Here is a 15788-nt window from a genome sequence, read left to right as displayed (position 1 = left end):
CGCTCACTCACTCGCAGGAACTCGGTCAGGGATCAGCAAGGCCACCGGCAGCGGGTCGAGGACCTCGGAGAGGAGCAGCCGCGGCCCTTGGTGGACCACACCGGTGAGGACGTCCCGCCACGCCTCCGCGGTGACCTCGACGACGGTGCCGCTCCAGCCGCCGCGCCGCTCCAGTCCGGCGGGCAGCCGGGTCACCACGGTCACCGCCTCACCACGCCGGAACGCGACGGCATGATCGACGGCGGGACCTGCCACGCCCACCGGGTCGTGCGCGCCGCCGCCGAACCACTCCGGATGATCGCGCCGCAGCCGCAACGCCCGCGCTGTCACCAGGAGTTTCTCGTCATTCGCGTCGCTCGGCGCGCGGCCGCTGTCCAGCCGCGTGAGCCGCGCGCGCCGCCGCCCGAAGTCGACCGGCCGCCGGTTGTCGGGATCGACCAGCGACAGGCCGATCAGCTCGCAACCCTGGTAGACGTCCGGAACGCCCGGCATGGTGAGCTGGACGAGCTTCTGCCCGAGACTGTTCGCCCGGGCGTACGGCGTGATGCGCCCAACGAAGTCCATGACATTCTTTCCCAGGTCCGCGTCCGCCAAGATCCGGTGGGCGTACGCGAGCACCGCATCCTCGTACGCGGGATCGCCGTCGACCCAGGACGTACGGGTCTTGGCCTCCCTCATGGCCTTGGTCAGGAAACCGGCCAGCCTGTCCTCGGTGACCGGCCAGGCTCCCACGAGCGTCTGCCACAGCAGGTATTCCAGGTCGGGCTCTAGCGGAACACCCTCGGGAAACCAGGTGTGCCAGTGCCGTACGGCCGCCGCCCACTCCGCGGGCAGTTCGGCCAGCACGGCCAGCCGGGCCCGCACGTCCTCCTGCCGCTTGGTGTCGTGCGTGGAGAGCGTCGTCATCGTGCCTGGCCAGTCGCGCGCGATCCGGCCGCAGAACGAGTGGAAGTCGGCGGCACCCACCGAGAACCGCTCGGGGTCACCGCCCACCTCGTTCAACGCCGCCATCCGCGACCAGCGGTAGAACGCGGTGTCCTCCACCCCCTTGGCCGCCAGCGGCGCCGACGTCTGCTGGAACCGCACCACGAATTCGCCGTCGCCCGATGCCTCCGCTGAATCCAGCCCGAGTACGAGCCGGACGACCGCCTCCAGCAGCCCATGCAGTTCCTCTGGCAGGTGTGCCCGTGCTCTGCGGGCCGCCTGTCCCATCACCTCGACCGCCTGCGCAGGCGCCTCCTCACCGGGAACCACGTAGGCCCGGTAGACCGGGACTGCGATCAGCAGCTCGAAAAGCACCTGTTCCAAGGCCTCGGGAGACTCCGACCGCAATGTCCGGCACAGCACCTTGTGCAGCCGCGCCATCTCAGGCCGCAGCCCGTGCTCCGCCGCATACCGCCGCGACGCGTTCTCCACCTCGGCGAACTCCGGCGGCCCACCGGTGAACGAGACATAGGCGTCGGTGAGCGGCTTCTCCCCGTCGGGATCGATGAACAACCCGCCGACCATGCCGAGCGCGTCGTACCCGGTCGTGCCCGCGCACCGCCAGTCACCCGGGAGCTCCTCCTCCCCGGTGGTGATCTTCTCGACGAGCACCCACGCCGCGGCGGCCCGCGAGCCCAGGCGGTCCAGATAGCCGCGCGGGTCGGCGAGCCCGTCCGGATGATCGACGCGCAACCCGTCGACGAGCCCCTCGTCCACCAGCCGCAAGGTGAGCTCATGGGTGCGTTCAAAGACTTCCGGGTCTTCCTGACGCAGCCCGATCAACCCCGAGATGTCGAAGAACCGCCGGTAGTTGACCTCGCCCTCCCACGGCAGCACCACCCGGCCGTCGCCAGCCTCCCAGTCGATGTCGAACCAGCGCGCGTACGGTGAGGACGGCCCTTCGGCCAACACCGAGGCCAGCGGCCGGTTGAGGTCCACCGGCATCGGCACGGCCATGTGGTTGGGGACGATGTCCACGAGCACCTTCAGGTCGTGCGAGCGGAACCGCGCCACCATGGCCCGGAAGCCGTCCTCGCCGCCCAGCTCCTCCGCGAGCCGTCCGTGGTCGATCACGTCGTACCCGTGGGTCGATCCGGGCGCCGCCCGCAACACCGGCGACAGGTAGACGTGCGAGACGCCCAGCGCGGCGAGGTACGGCGCGAGCGCCGCCGCCTCGGCGAACCCGAACCGCTGCCCTGGCCCGTCGCCGACCCCGCACAGCTGCAGCCGGTACGTGCCGATGGGGAATCCCGGGGTCTCAGACGTCTCAGACACGGCGCAGCACCTGCACCGAACGTTGTTCGACCAGGACAGACTCACCGGCCTTGACGGCGGCGGGGCCCCGATCCTCGGCCAGCATCGGATCGGCGGTGTCGATCACCTTGATCCACATCCCTCCGTACCGCGCCGGCGGCAGCGCGAAGTCGAGATCCTCATGGTGCGCGTTGAACATCAGCAGGAACGAGTCGTCGCGGATGGGCTCGCCGCGGCGGCCGGGCTCGCTGATCGCGTTGCCGTTCAGGAAGACCTGCACCGACTTGGCGAACCCCGCCGACCAGTCGGCCTCGGCCATCTGCCGCCCGCCGGGGGTGAACCAGACCAGATCCTGCAGCTCGGTCTCCGCCCGCATGATGCGTTTGCCCTGGAAGAAGCGGCGGCGCCGGAACACCGGGTGCTTCGCGCGCAGCCGGGACAGCCGCTGGACGAAGTCCTGCAGCGGAAAGTGATCGAGCAGGTCGTCCCAGTTGATCCAGGTGAGAGCGTTGTCCTGGCAGTAGGCGTTGTTGTTGCCGCGCTGCGTACGGCCGAGCTCGTCGCCGTGCGACAACATCGGGACCCCCTGGGACAGGAAGATGGTCGCGAGCAGATTGCGCTTCTGCCGCTCGCGCAGGGCAAGGACCTCCAGGTCCTCGACCATGCCCTCGTAGCCGCAGTTCCATGAGCGGTTGTCGTCCGTGCCGTCCCGGTTCGCCTCGCCGTTGGCGTCGTTGTGCTTGACGTTGTACGAGACGAGGTCGTTCAGTGTGAAGCCGTCGTGGCAGGTCACGAAGTTGATCGAGGCGAACGGCTTGCGGCCGTCCTCGGCATAGAGATCGCTTGACCCCGCCAGGCGTGACGCGAAATCCGGCATCGTCGCAGGGCGGCCCCGCCAGAAGTCTCGGACGGTGTCCCGGTACTTGCCGTTCCACTCGGTCCACAAGGGCGGGAAGTTGCCCACCTGGTAGCCGCCCTCGCCGACGTCCCACGGCTCGGCGATCAGCTTGACCTGCGAGACCACCGGATCCTGGTGGACCAGGTCGAAGAACGCCGACAGCCGGTCCACCTCGTGGAACTGCCGGGCCAGCGTGGCCGCGAGGTCGAACCGGAACCCGTCGACGTGCATCTCGGTGATCCAGTAGCGCAGCGAATCCATGATCAGCTGGAGGACGTGGGGACCGCGCATGAGCAGGCTGTTCCCCGTGCCCGTCGTGTCCATGTAGAAGCGCGGGTCGTCGTCGGCCAGCCGGTAGTACGAAGCGTTGTCGAGCCCGCGGAACGACAGCGTGGGCCCCAGATGGTTGCCCTCGGCGGTGTGGTTGTAGACGACGTCGAGGATGACCTCGATCCCCGCCTCGTGCAGGGCCTTGACCATCGCCTTGAACTCCAGCACCTGCTCGCCGCGCTGGCCTCCGGCGGAGTACTCGTTGTGCGGGGCGAAGAACCCGATCGTGTTGTAGCCCCAGTAGTTGCGCAGGCCCCGCTTGAGCAGGAAGCCGTCGTGCACGAACTGGTGCACCGGCATGAGTTCGACCGCCGTGATCCCGAGGTTCCGAAGATAATCGATCATCACCGGATGGCCGAGCGCCGCGTAGGTGCCGCGCGACTCCGGCGGGATCTCGGGATGTGTGATCGTGAGCCCCTTCACATGGGCCTCGTAGATCACCGTCTCGTGGTACGAGGTGCGCGGCGGCCGGTCGTCCCCCCAGTCGAAGTAGGGACTGATCACCACCGACCGCATGGTGTGCGGTGCCGAGTCGAGATCGTTGCGGGACCGGTGATCCCCGAAGGTGTAGCCGAAGCAGGACTCGTCCCAGTCCACCTCGCCCTCGATGGCCATCGAATACGGGTCGAGCAGGAGCTTGGCCGGATTGCAGCGATGCCCCTCGCTCGGCTCGTACGGCCCGTGCACCCGGTAGCCGTACCGCTGCCCCGGCATGATCCCCTGGAGGTAGCCGTGCCAGACGAACGCGTCCACTTCCGGCAGCGGGATGCGGGTTTCCGGCCCGCCCTCGCCGTCGAACAGGCACAACTCGACGCGTTCGGCGGCCTCGGTGAAGACGGCGAAGTTGGTGCCCGCACCGTCGAAGTGAGCCCCCAGCGGATAAGCATCCCCAGGCCAGACGTCCGCCATGCTCTCTGCCTTCCAGGCCGGGGGGTCCCTCGCGAACGGATGTTTCCCCATGAGGGTTAGCTCACACCGAACGGGAGGCGACTGGCCAGATCGGACATTCCTGGGTACCGTTAGGCTTGCCTAACCTTATTGAGGCTGCCCTAACAGAAAGGCCCCCGGCTCCATGTACGTCTGCATCTGCAACGCCGTCACGGAAGACGACGTGCGCGGCTGTATGGCGGACGGTTGCATGACGACCAAGGACGTCAAGACCGCCTGCGGCATGAAGCCGGGTTGTGGCTCCTGCACCAAGCGGCTGTCCGCAATGGTCAGCGAGTACCGGACGGCCAGCGACCTCGTGGACGCCCTGACCGGCGGGCCGGCCCCGCTGGAGGTCGTTCCGGAGCAGCCTCTCGCACCACCGGCCCCGGTGGTCGCAACCGACATCACCCAGAGAGGAAACACCGCCACGACCGCCGCCTGAGGTCCCTGTCAGAGGACACCCGCCACGACCGTGATCGAGAAGACACGCGCCGGGCGGGCCCCAGTGCTGTCCACAGAGCCCCGGACATGAAAGCATGGGGTGATATGGAAGGCGACAAGGACATCATCGCGCTGCTCAACGAGCAGCTCACCGCGGAGCTCACCGCGATCAACCAGTATTTCCTGCACGCGAAGATGCAGGACAACTGGGGTTTCACCCGCCTGGCCAAGCACACCCGCGATGAATCCATCGAAGAGATGAAGCACGCGGAGCGCCTGACCGACCGCATCCTGTTTCTCGATGGGCTTCCCAACTACCAGAAGCTCAACACCCTCAAGATCGGCCAAACCGTCGTCGAGACGCTGAAGGCCGACCTGGAGCTGGAGATGGAGGCGGTCAAGCGGCTGCGCCCCGGCATCGAGCTCATGCGCTCGCGCGGCGACGTCACCTCGGCCCGGATCTTCGAGGACATCCTCGCCAACGAGGAGGAGCACGTCGACTATCTGGAGACCGAGCTGGCCCTGGTCAAGTCGCTCGGCGAGCAGAACTACCTGCTCCGCCTCACCGAAGGCCCAGGCGACAGCATCTCCGAACCCGTCTGAATTTATTTGCTTTCGCGGCCTCGGGCCCTCGCCTGGCGGCTCGGTCCCGAACCGCAAAGCGGCGACCGCGACATCGCTTCGCGATCTTCGCGGGGAGCTTCGCCTTCGGCTCGCTCCCCGCTCAGGTAGCGCGTTCGCGGCGACGCTTGATCTTGCTGGGATTGCATGACGGGGGCCTGAGGCTCTCTCGGCCGTTGGGCCGCCTTTCGTTTCGGCCCCTCGCCACCAACGGTGGCGAGGGGCCTTTTCTTGGAGGCAAGGTCAGCCGGCGCGGCGGAGGACGTGCGGTTGGATGATGCCGAGGCCGCGCACGGGGCGGCGGACTATCCGGGTGATCTCGAAGGCGGATTCGTCCGCGAGCTCGGTGGCGAGGGCGTCGTCGATCACGACCGAGCCGGGGCGGGCCAGCGAGGTGAGGCGGGCGGCCAGGTTGACCGTGGTGCCGAAGACGTCGCCCATCAGCGGGAGGACGGGGCCGTAGGCCACGCCCACGCGGACGTCCGGGACCTCGGTCTCGTCCTTGATCGCTTCGGCGATGGTGAGGGCGATCTCGCCGCCGAGGCGGGGGGAGTCGGCGCTGAAGAGCACCTCGTCGCCGAGGGACTTGACCAGGCGGCCGCCGCTGGCGGCGACGATGTCGGCGGCGGTCTCCTCGAACCGCTCGACGACCCTGGCGAGCTCCAGTTCCTCCAGCTCCCGGCTCATCTGGGTGAACGAGACCATGTCCGCGAAGCCGACCGTGGTCTGCTGGCGCGCGGGGGTCGCACCCTCCTGGCTGGCGACCGCCGCCATGGCGCGGGTGCCCGCGGCGGCCAGCTGCCGGCGCCAGGCGTGCACGACGAGGGGCTCGAAATCGCCGATGTGCTTCTCGGCGATCTCGACGAGAATCCTGACCGCCTCGTTGCTGGGGGGTTCCTGCGAGTCGCGGCTCAGCGTGCTGCTCAGCAGGTTGACCTGCCATTCGGCAAGCCGCGTCATGGTCTGACCGAACGCCCTGACCAGCCGGATCACGCCGTCCTCGTCCAGCACGCCGTCGTCCATGAGGCGCTTGATGCGGGTGAGCGCGGCGACGTCGCCCTCGGTGTAGGCGATGGCCTCGTCCGGCATGGTGGGGTAGCCGAACGCCCGCCAGAGGCGGCCGGAGAACTCCTTCGTCACGCCCGACAGGCGCACGGCGTCGACCCGGGTGTAGCGCAGATCGCCGCCCAGCAGGAGCTCCTCGATCTCCTTCGGGTCCGGCATCTCAGCCATCTCCCTGCACCTCCTCCCCCGCGACATATCGTGGCAGATCAGGCACCACCGAGGCGATCAGTGTCCGAAACCCCGTACGCCGTTCACGTGCCGTCAACCTCCACGCTCACCGGACATGCACGTGATCATCGGACATGCACGACGTCCCCGGCGCTCACCGCGCGGTCGCCGACGACCAGGCGGCCCGAGCCGTCCACGTCGCCCGCCACGCCGCTCAGCGTCTCGTCGCCGGGCAGATCGACCCGGACCGTCCGGCCGAGGGTGGCGCAGAGTTCCTTGTAAGCCGTGCGCAGTCCGCTCTTCTCCGGATCACCGCCCAGCTCCGTCCATTCGCGGTACCACCCCTCGAAATGCCGCAGGATCGCGCGCAGCAGCGTCGCCCGGTCGCTGAGCGGGGCACCCTCGATCGCCAGGGAGGTGGCGGCAGGCACGGGCAGCTCTTCCTCGTGGAGGCTCACGTTGAGCCCGACGCCCACGACCAGGGCGTCGTCCACCTTCTCGGCCAGGATCCCGGCGAGCTTCCGTTCGCCCACGATCAGGTCGTTCGGCCACTTGAGCCGGACGTCCACGGCGACGTCGCCATGTGCCTCGCCGAAGTCCCCCGCCTCGACCCGCGCGGTCATCCGCCGTACAGCGGAGGCCGCCGAAAGTCCGGCCAGCAGCGGGATCCACCCCAGCCGCTCGATCGGCACCGTGGGCCGCAGCAACATCGAGAACATGAGGCCCGAACGCGCGGGCGCCGTCCACTGGCGGCCCAGCCGTCCCCGGCCGGCCGTCTGCAACTCGGTGGCGAGCACCGTCCCCTCCGGGGCTCCCTCACGCGCCGCGGCCATGAGATCGGCGTTGGTGGATCCGGTCTCGGGCACCACCCGGACGTCTCGCCAGAGCCCGCCGTCCCGAATGAGCGCGCGCCGCAGCGCCGTCTCGTGCAGCGGCGGCCGACCAAGATCGCCATATGCTGACTCGTTCACGCGTCCATCCAACCCCACCCGCGCCTCATGGCGATGTCCCGCCCCACCGTCCGGGTCGTCGACGCCCTGGGGGCGCGGCCTAGAGTGGCGGGTGTGGATGGAGTGACGCTACGGCGCGACGACGAGAACGAACACGTCGCCGAGATCGTGCTGGACCGGCCGGAGGCGCTGAACGCGCTGTCGACGGCGATGGCGCGGCGGCTGGCCGCCGTGTGCGCGGAGGTCGCCGCCGAACGCTCGGTGCGGGCGGTGGTGCTCAGCGCGGCGGGTGAGAAGGCCTTCTGTGTCGGGGCGGACCTCAAGGAACGCAACGCCATGACGGACGACGAGATCATGGCGCAGCGGCCGGTGTTCCGGGCCGCGTTCGGCGGTGTGCTGGACCTGCCGCAGCCGGTCATCGCCGCGGTGCACGGCTACGCGCTCGGCGGCGGATGCGAGTTCGCGCTGTCCTGCGACCTGATCGTGGCTGACGAGACCGCGGTGTTCGGCCTGCCCGAGGTGAGCGTGGGGCTGGTGCCGGGCGGCGGCGGCACGCAGCTGGCGTTGCGGCGCCTGGGGCCGGGCCGGGCGGCCGACCTGGTGCTGACCGGCCGCCGGTTGAGCATCGGCGAGGCGCAGGCGTACGGGCTGGTCGACCGGCGGGTACCGGCCGGCACGGCCCGCGACGAGGCGCTGACGCTGGCCGGAGTGATCGCGCGGAACTCCCCGACCGCGGTACGGGCCGCCAAGCGCGCCATGCGTTTGGGCGCGGGCAAGGACCTCCCCTCGGCGCTGGACCTGGAGGAGAACGCGTGGCGCACGGTCGCGTTCTCCCCTGACCGCCGCGAGGGCATCGCCGCGTTCAACGAGAAGCGCACACCCGAGTGGCCTTGACCGCGTCCGGGCCCTGACCGCGTGCGGGCTCTGGCCAGGTGCAGGACCTGATCAGCCGGTGTTCTGGAGGCCCGCCGCGACACCGTTCACCGAGAGGAGCAGGAGCTCTTCGAGGTGGCCGCGTTCGGCCTCGTCGGTGACACCGTCCCGGAGCGCGGACAGGGCGCGCAGCTGGAGGTGCGAGAGCGCGTCCACGTACGGGTTGCGGAGCTCGACCGCCCGGGACAGGACCTTGCGGTTCTCCAGCAGGCGCTGGTGCCCGGTGACGGCGAGGACGAGAGACCGCGTGCGGTCGTACTCGGCGAGGACGGTCTCGGCCATCTCGGGCCGCCCGCCGAGTGCGAGATAGCGCTCGGCGATGGCGCGGTCGGACTTGGCCAGGCTCATCTCGGCGTTGTCGAGCAGGGTGGCGAAGAGCGGCCACGCCTCGTACGCCTCCTGGAGCTCGCCGAGATCGGCGCCCTCACCGGAGACCGCGGCGAGCCCACTGCCCAGGCCGTACCAGCCGGGCAGGTTGACGCGCGTCTGCGTCCAGGCGAACACCCACGGGATGGCCCGCAGGTCTTCCAGACCGCGGGCGGCCTTGCGCCGGGAGGGACGGGAGCCGATGCGAAGCTCAGCGATCTCCTCCAGCGGGCTGACGCGGGCGAACCACTCCGCGAAGCCCTCGGTTTCGATCAGCCCGCGGAACGCGGCGCGGGCGGCGTCGCTGATCTTGTCGGCGAGCGGCCGGAACCGGGCGGCGGCCTCGCGGGCACGGTCCTGCACGGCGTCGGTGGACGCCATCAGGATGGCGTTGGTGACCTGCTCGACGTGGCGGCGGGCGATCTGCGGGTGCCCGTACCGGGCGAAGATGACCTCGCCCTGCTCGGTGACCTTGAACCGGCCCCCGACCGAGCCCGGCGCCTGGGCCAGGATCGCCCGGTTGGCGGGGCCGCCGCCGCGGCCCAGCGAGCCGCCCCGGCCGTGGAACATGGTCAGCTTGATGTCGTTGCGGGCGGCCCAGGCGGTCAGTGCCTCCTGGGTGTCGTAGAGCCGCAGGGTGGCGCTGGTCGGGCCGAGCTGCTTGGCCGAGTCGGAGTAGCCGAGCATGACCTCCATGCGCCGCCCGGTGTCGGCCAGCCGCCGCTGGACGGCAGGGATCGCCAGCATGCCCTCAAGCACGGCGGGCGCGCGCTCCAAGTCCTCACCGGTCTCGAAGAGCGGGATCACGTCGAGCACGGGCGCGTGGTCGCCGAGCGAGGCGGCCAGCTCGTGGACGTTGGCGATGTCCTGCTCGGAACGGGTGAACGAGACGACGTAGCGGCTGCAGGCCCGGACACCGAATCGCTGCTGGATCCACGCCACCACGCGCAGGGTGTCGAGGATCTCCACGGTCATCTCGCTGCGTTCGCCCCCGCTCTCAAGCTCGGTTAGGGCCTTCTCGTGGAGCTCGCTGTGCTGACGGATCTCCAGCTCGGCCAGATGGAAGCCGAACGTCTCGACCTGCCAGATCAGATCCTGGACCTTGCCGTACGCCTGACGGCGGGCCCCGGCAACGAGCAACGACTCCTGAACGAGGCGCAGGTCTGCGAGGAGGTCGTCGGGGCCCGGATACGCCAGGTCGGCGTCGCGGCGGCGGGTCGCGGCGATCCGTTCCGCCACGTACAGCAGGAACTGCCGGTGGGGCTCCTCGGGCGAACGCTTGGCGATCTCGCCGATCCGTCCCGGCTGGCCGGTCCGCGCCGCCGCGAGCGCGTTGCGGAGCGCGGGCGAAGGCGGCGTGGTCGCCTCGTGCACGGTCAGCTCGCGGCCGATCCGGGTGCAGGCGTTCTCCAGGCCCAGCAGCACGTGATCCGCCTGGATCATCACGGCCTCGCGGGTGACCTGCGCGGTCACGTACGGGTTGCCGTCCCGGTCACCCCCGATCCAGCTGCCGAACCGCAGATATGCGGGGGCCCCCGGAGGACGGGCCCCGGTGATCGGCGCCATCGCGGCGTCCAGCGTCCGGTAGATCTGCGGCACCACCCGGAAGATCGTCTCGTCGAACGCGGCCATCGCGGTGCGGACCTCGTCGAGCGGGTCCATCTGGGCGTGGCGGCGCAGGGCCGTACGCCAGAGGAGGTCGATCTCCTCGCGCAGCCGCCGTTCGAGCTCGTCTTGCTCGCTCGTCCCCGGCTCGGCGTTCAGCCGCGCCAGCAGGTCGCTGATCCGCTGGATGGCCGTGACGACCGCTCGCCGGCGGGCCTCGGTGGGGTGCGCGGTGAAGACCGGCCGGAACTCCAGCGCGGCCACCGCCTCGTGGACCCGCTTGAGCCCCTCCGGATCGTAGTTCCGCTTGAGCCCCTCCGGAGTGCCGGCCCCCGTGGCGCGGACCGCCTCGACGGCCGCCGCGACCGAACTGGGGACCGACTCGCCGGTGTCGCGTTCGCGGAGCGTGCGGATGCGGTGGTGCTCCTCGGCCAGGTTGGTGAGGTGGAAGTAGACGGTGAACGCCCGCGCGACCAGTTCGGCACGTTCCAGCGACCAGCCGTTGACCAGCGCCGCCACGTCCTCGATGCCGGTCTCCCCACGGCGGGCCGCGATCACGGCGTGCCGCAGCCGTTCGACGTCGTCGAGCAGGCCCTGGCCGCCGTACTCGACCAGGCTGTCGCCGAGCATGGCGCCCAGCAGCCGGACATCGCGGCGGAGGGGTTCGGGCATGTCCTGCCGGAGGGTGTCGCGTGTGTTCGTAACCACGGAAACCAGCCTAGTGAGGCATGGAAAAGGCACCTGACACCGCGTCCGTACGACCCGGTAGCGGGGCCGGGGTCAGTGTGCGGTTACCCTGACCCGCATGGCGATGGAAGCCCCTGAACCCGCTGTGGACATCGACATCCACACGACGGCCGGAAAGATCGCGGATCTGGAACGGCGCCGGTACGAGGCCGTGCACGCGGGCTCCGCGCGCGCGGTCGAGAAGCAGCACGCCAAGGGCAAGATGACCGCCCGGGAGCGGATCGACGCGCTGCTCGACCCCGGCTCGTTCGTGGAGTTCGACGAGCTGGCCCGGCACCGCTCGACCAGCTTCGGCATGGAGAAGAACCGTCCCTACGGCGACGGCGTGGTGACCGGCCACGGCACCGTCGACGGCCGGCCGGTGGCGGTCTTCAGCCAGGACTTCACGGTCTCGGGCGGATCGCTCGGCGAGGTCTTCGGCGAGAAGATCTGCAAGGTCATGGACCACGCCCTCAAGACCGGCTGCCCGGTGATCGGGATCAACGACTCCGGCGGGGCGCGGATCCAGGAGGGCGTGGTGGCGCTCGGCCTCTACGCCGAGATCTTCAAGCGCAACGTGCACGCCTCCGGCGTGATCCCGCAGATCTCCCTCGTCCTGGGCCCGTGCGCGGGCGGCGCGGTGTACTCCCCGGCGATCACCGACTTCATCGTCATGGTCGACCAGACCTCGCACATGTTCATCACCGGGCCGGACGTGATCAAGACGGTCACCGGCGAAGAGGTGACCATGGAGGAGCTGGGCGGCGCGCACTCGCACAACTCCAAGTCGGGAGTGGCGCACTACCAGGGCGCAGGCGAGGACGACGCGATCGAGTACGTCAAGGCCCTGCTGTCGTACCTGCCGTCCAACAATCTCGGTGACGCGCCGGTGTTCGACGCCGCCGCCGACCCGAACGAGCTGGACGAGGAGCTCGATTCTCTCATCCCCGACTCCCCGAACCAGCCGTACGACATGCACACCGCCATCGAGCACGTGCTGGACGACGGCGAGTTCCTGGAGGTCCAGGAGCTGTTCGCGCCCAACATCATCGTGGGCTTCGGCCGGGTCGAGGGCCACTCGGTCGGCGTGGTCGCCAACCAGCCGATGCAGTTCGCCGGGACGCTCGACATCGACGCCTCCGAAAAGGCGGCGCGCTTCGTCCGTACGTGCGACGCGTTCAACGTCCCGGTGCTGACCTTCGTGGACGTGCCCGGCTTCCTGCCCGGCACCGACCAGGAGTGGAACGGGATCATCCGGCGCGGCGCCAAGCTCCTCTATGCCTACGCCGAGGCGACCGTGCCGCTCGTCACGGTGATCACGCGCAAGGCGTACGGCGGCGCGTACGACGTCATGGGATCCAAGCACCTCGGCGCCGACGTCAACCTGGCCTGGCCGACCGCGCAGATCGCCGTCATGGGGGCGCAGGGCGCGGTCAACATCCTTTACCGGCGCGAGCTGGCCGCGGCCGAGGACGCCGACGCCCGCCGTGCCGAGCTGATCACCGAGTACGAGGACACGCTGGCCAACCCCTACATCGCGGCCGAACGCGGTTATGTCGACGCGGTGATCAAGCCGTCCGAGACGCGCGGCCAGGTCATCAAGGCGCTGCGCTCGCTGCGCGAGAAGCGCAAGAGCCTGCCGCCCAAGAAGCATGGGAACATCCCGCTGTGAGCTCCACCGGAGAAGACGCGACCCGAGCGCCGTTCCTGCAGGTTGTGCGTGGTGAGCCGACGGCCGAGGAGATCGCGGCGCTGGTCGCCGTGCTCACAGCCCGGGCGCAGGCGGCCGCGGCTGCCCGGGCCCGGGCCGAGGAGCGCGGCACGGGCCGGACCTCGCGCTGGGCCGACCGTTCCCGGCAGCTGAGCGGACCGGTGGCGGAGGGTCTCCGGCCGCGCGGCCCGGGGGCGTGGCGGGCGAGCGCCTTCCCGCGCTGAACGATCATCTGTGGGCGGCGCACCGAAGTGTGCCGGGCGTGTCAGGGGAAATCATCCAGGGAGATGTAACCGTGGTTCGCGCCCTCGGAAGGCCTCGGCACGAATAAGGTGAAAGGCCATGGCCACCTCGGAGTTCGTCCCGCAGCCCGCTCGATACGCCGTCTTCGTCGATGCGGGGTACCTCTATGCGGCCTCCGGTGCGCTGCTGCTCGGTTGCGGTTCCAGACGCGAATACCGGGTGGCCGCGGAGAAATTGATCAAGGCGTTGACGACCCATGCCGACGATCAGTTGGTGGGCGAACTGTTGCGGGTCTACTGGTTCGACGCGGCGCCCAAGCGGCAGCCGACGGTCGACCAGCGAGTGATCGCCAACCTGCCGCTGGTGAAGCTCCGGCTGGGCAATCTGAACGCGCAGGGCCAGCAGAAGGGTGTGGACGCGCAGTTGCGCGCCGATCTGGAGGCCCTGGCCCGACATAGGGCGATCACGGATGCGGTGTTGCTGGCCGGGGACGAGGACATGCTCCCCGCGGTGGAGGCGGCGCAGCGCTACGGCGTGCGCGTCCACCTCTGGGGGGTGGAGCCGACACACGGCTCCAACCAGGCCGAATGGCTGGTCTGGGAGTCCGACACCGTCGAGGTCCTGCCCGCCGATTTTTTGCGTCCGTACTTCACTAAAGCCAAGGTTCTGCCCGTTCCCACCGCTGCCGCTGCCGCCGTACGGGACGCCGCCGCCGTCGCGCAGGCGGGCGCCCGCACGGCTCCGGTGCCGTCGCCGTCGCAGGTGTTCGCCGGCCGTGCCCCGGCGGTCAAGCCGGTACCCGCCGCCGCCATGAAGAACGCGGTGCCGCACGCCGGCCACCACGTGATCCCGGCCGCCACGACGTCCACGACCGACGGCAAGCTGGGGCCCGACCGCGACCACATGCTGGAGATCGGCGAACATGTCGCCCAGAAGTGGATCTTCGAGCGGGGACGGGACAACATCCGCGACCTGCTCCCCGGCCCGATCCTGCCGCCTGTCATCGACAAGGAGCTGCTGATCGAGGCGGAGAAGGAGCTGGGCAGCTCGCTGCGGCCCTACCAGGAGGCCCGGACATGGCTCCGGGACGGCTTCTGGGAGCGCGTCTACCGCGAGTTCGGCATCGGGATCGGCAAGTCCGACTGATCCCTGCCTCACCCTGGCCATCCGGCCGGTCAAACTTTTTGTGATGAGTCCGACACATGGAGTGATGGAACCGATACAGTCCCGGCCGTGATGGGAGGGACCACTGTTGGCTGGACGACTGCTGGCTGGGCTGCTGTTGGCTGGGCAGGGCACCAGGCACCGCACCGCCGCCGTGACCATGCTCGGCATGGCGGTCGCCGTGTCGGCGGTCGCGGCCTGCGAGTCTCCGGTGCCGTTCTATCCGCCGGGTGCAGGCTCGCCGGACGATCCGGTGGTCGGGCTCGGCGGCCATGCCCCGTACATCCAGAGCCCGTCTCCGCGCCCGCCCGGCACCGCGAGGCTCGGTACGGCCGCCCCGGCAGGCAACGGCGTCTACGAGGCCACCGGTCCCGGTCTGCTCGACCCCGCCATGCGGAAGCTGCCCCCGCGGCTCTTCGTGCCGAACGGGCACACCGGCATGGTCGACGTCGTCGACCTGCGAGCGTTCAAGGTCATCGCGCAGCTGCCCGTCGGCGGTACGCCGCGCCGGATCGCGGCGGCCTGGGACCTGCGCCGGTTGTGGGTCACCGACGCGGAAGACGGCACGCTCATCCCGGTGAACCCGCGCAACGGCCGCCGCGGCCCGCCCGTCAAAATCGGCGATCAGGGCGGCCGCCTGTACTTCACGCCGGACGGCAGCGAGGCGCTCGTGCTGGCGGGCCCGCCGAGGCGGATCGAGGTGCGCGATCCGCACACCATGCGATCGCGCGGCCGGATGCAGCTGCCATGCCCCGGTGCCGAGCACGCCGACTTCTCGGCCACGGGCACGTTCATGGTGGTCAGCTGCACCTCGTCCGGGCGTCTCGTCCGCATCGATCCCAAGCTGCGCGAGGTCACCGGCAAGCTGGCGCTCCCGCGCGGCGCGGCTCCCGGTTCGGTACGGCTCGCACCGGACGGCCAGACGTTCTACGTGGCGGACTCCGCTAAGGGCGGGGTCTGGATGATCGACGGCGTCGCGTTCACGGTGCTGGGGTTCGTGCCGACCCGGCCGGGCGCCTACGGGCTCACCGTCAGCCGCGATGCGCGGCGGCTGTTCGTCCTGGGCACCGGGACGTTGTCCGCCATCGACGTGGCGACCCGGAAGGCGTCGGACCACTGGCGGCTGCCCAACGGCGGTTCGCCGGAGCCGGGCGGGGTCTCCGCCGACGGCACCACGCTGTGGCTGTGCGAGCCCAGAACGGGCGTGACGTACGCGGTGTCCACGCGCACGGGACGCCTCGTCCACACGGTGAAGGTCGGCGGCGTGCCGCAAGGCATGGCGGTCTATCCGCAGCCGGGCCGCCACTCTCTTGGCGGCACGAGCATCTACCGCTGACCCTCCAGAACGTACGGAGGCCCGTCCCCGGGGGTGGGGCGGGCCTCCGTACCAGCCCAGCCA

The 15788-nt window shown here is 70.0% G+C and carries 12 protein-coding genes; 7 read left to right on the top strand and 5 right to left on the bottom strand.

Features of this window, described 5'->3' with window-relative positions; all coding sequences use genetic code 11:
* Positions 1–3: 3 nt before the first annotated feature.
* Positions 4–2259, bottom strand: coding sequence for a malto-oligosyltrehalose synthase (gene treY / locus ACH34W_RS20260; RefSeq protein ID WP_395962470.1), 2256 nt, complete (start codon positions 2257–2259; stop codon positions 4–6).
* The gene (glgX, locus tag ACH34W_RS20255; protein WP_395962469.1) at positions 2252–4375 is read right to left on the bottom strand and encodes a glycogen debranching protein GlgX; all 2124 of its coding nucleotides are present in this window, start codon (positions 4373–4375) and stop codon (positions 2252–2254) included. The genes treY and glgX overlap by 8 nt, the downstream gene beginning before the upstream one ends.
* Positions 4376–4538: 163 nt before the next feature.
* Here glgX and ACH34W_RS20250 point away from each other — a divergent pair, with 163 nt between their 5' ends.
* Positions 4539–4838, top strand: coding sequence for a bacterioferritin-associated ferredoxin (locus ACH34W_RS20250; protein ID WP_395962468.1), 300 nt, complete (start codon positions 4539–4541; stop codon positions 4836–4838).
* A 104-nt stretch (positions 4839–4942) separates the two neighbouring features.
* Positions 4943–5440 (top strand): bacterioferritin, encoded by a 498-nt coding sequence (gene bfr / locus ACH34W_RS20245; RefSeq protein WP_395962467.1) that lies wholly within the window; start codon positions 4943–4945, stop codon positions 5438–5440.
* Positions 5441–5701: 261 nt separating this feature from the next.
* On the opposite strand, the gene ACH34W_RS20240 is transcribed toward bfr, so the two are convergent.
* Both ACH34W_RS20240 and ACH34W_RS20235 read right to left on the bottom strand, forming a co-directional pair.
* Positions 5702–6691: an adenylate/guanylate cyclase domain-containing protein gene (locus tag ACH34W_RS20240; RefSeq protein WP_395962466.1), complete on the bottom strand. Its 990-nt coding sequence runs from the start codon at positions 6689–6691 to the stop codon at positions 5702–5704.
* Between the two features lie 125 nt (positions 6692–6816).
* Positions 6817–7662, bottom strand: coding sequence for a biotin--[acetyl-CoA-carboxylase] ligase (locus ACH34W_RS20235; protein ID WP_395962465.1), 846 nt, complete (start codon positions 7660–7662; stop codon positions 6817–6819).
* A gap of 93 nt (positions 7663–7755) precedes the next feature.
* On the opposite strand from ACH34W_RS20235, the gene ACH34W_RS20230 reads away from it, so the two are divergent.
* Entirely contained in the window at positions 7756–8535 is a 780-nt protein-coding gene (locus tag ACH34W_RS20230; RefSeq protein WP_395962464.1) for an enoyl-CoA hydratase/isomerase family protein, read from the top strand.
* 51 nt (positions 8536–8586) lie between these two features.
* Here the strand turns inward: ACH34W_RS20230 and ACH34W_RS20225 are convergent, their stop codons facing one another.
* Positions 8587–11217 carry a phosphoenolpyruvate carboxylase gene (locus ACH34W_RS20225; protein ID WP_395962719.1) on the bottom strand — a complete coding sequence of 877 codons (2631 nt, stop codon included), beginning with the start codon at positions 11215–11217 and terminating at the stop codon, positions 8587–8589.
* A 133-nt stretch (positions 11218–11350) separates the two neighbouring features.
* Here ACH34W_RS20225 and ACH34W_RS20220 point away from each other — a divergent pair, with 133 nt between their 5' ends.
* From ACH34W_RS20220 to ACH34W_RS20205, 4 genes are all read left to right on the top strand, one after another.
* Positions 11351–12943 carry an acyl-CoA carboxylase subunit beta gene (locus tag ACH34W_RS20220; RefSeq protein WP_395962463.1) on the top strand — a complete coding sequence of 531 codons (1593 nt, stop codon included), beginning with the start codon at positions 11351–11353 and terminating at the stop codon, positions 12941–12943.
* The gene (locus ACH34W_RS20215; RefSeq protein WP_395962462.1) at positions 12940–13206 is read left to right on the top strand and encodes an acyl-CoA carboxylase subunit epsilon; all 267 of its coding nucleotides are present in this window, start codon (positions 12940–12942) and stop codon (positions 13204–13206) included. Before ACH34W_RS20220 ends, ACH34W_RS20215 begins: the two co-directional genes overlap by 4 nt.
* A gap of 118 nt (positions 13207–13324) precedes the next feature.
* Positions 13325–14371 (top strand): NYN domain-containing protein, encoded by a 1047-nt coding sequence (locus tag ACH34W_RS20210; protein WP_395962461.1) that lies wholly within the window; start codon positions 13325–13327, stop codon positions 14369–14371.
* Between the two features lie 106 nt (positions 14372–14477).
* Positions 14478–15725, top strand: a complete 1248-nt coding sequence (locus ACH34W_RS20205) for a YncE family protein (RefSeq protein ID WP_395962460.1) — start codon at positions 14478–14480, stop codon at positions 15723–15725.
* The last annotated feature ends 63 nt before the right edge of the window (positions 15726–15788 follow it).

The organism is Actinomadura sp. 6N118 (assembly GCF_044326415.1).
In the GTDB taxonomy this organism is placed as follows: domain Bacteria; phylum Actinomycetota; class Actinomycetes; order Streptosporangiales; family Streptosporangiaceae; genus Spirillospora.
The sequence above is the reverse complement of the archived record's forward strand: the minus strand, read 5'-3'. Positions and strand labels throughout refer to the sequence as shown.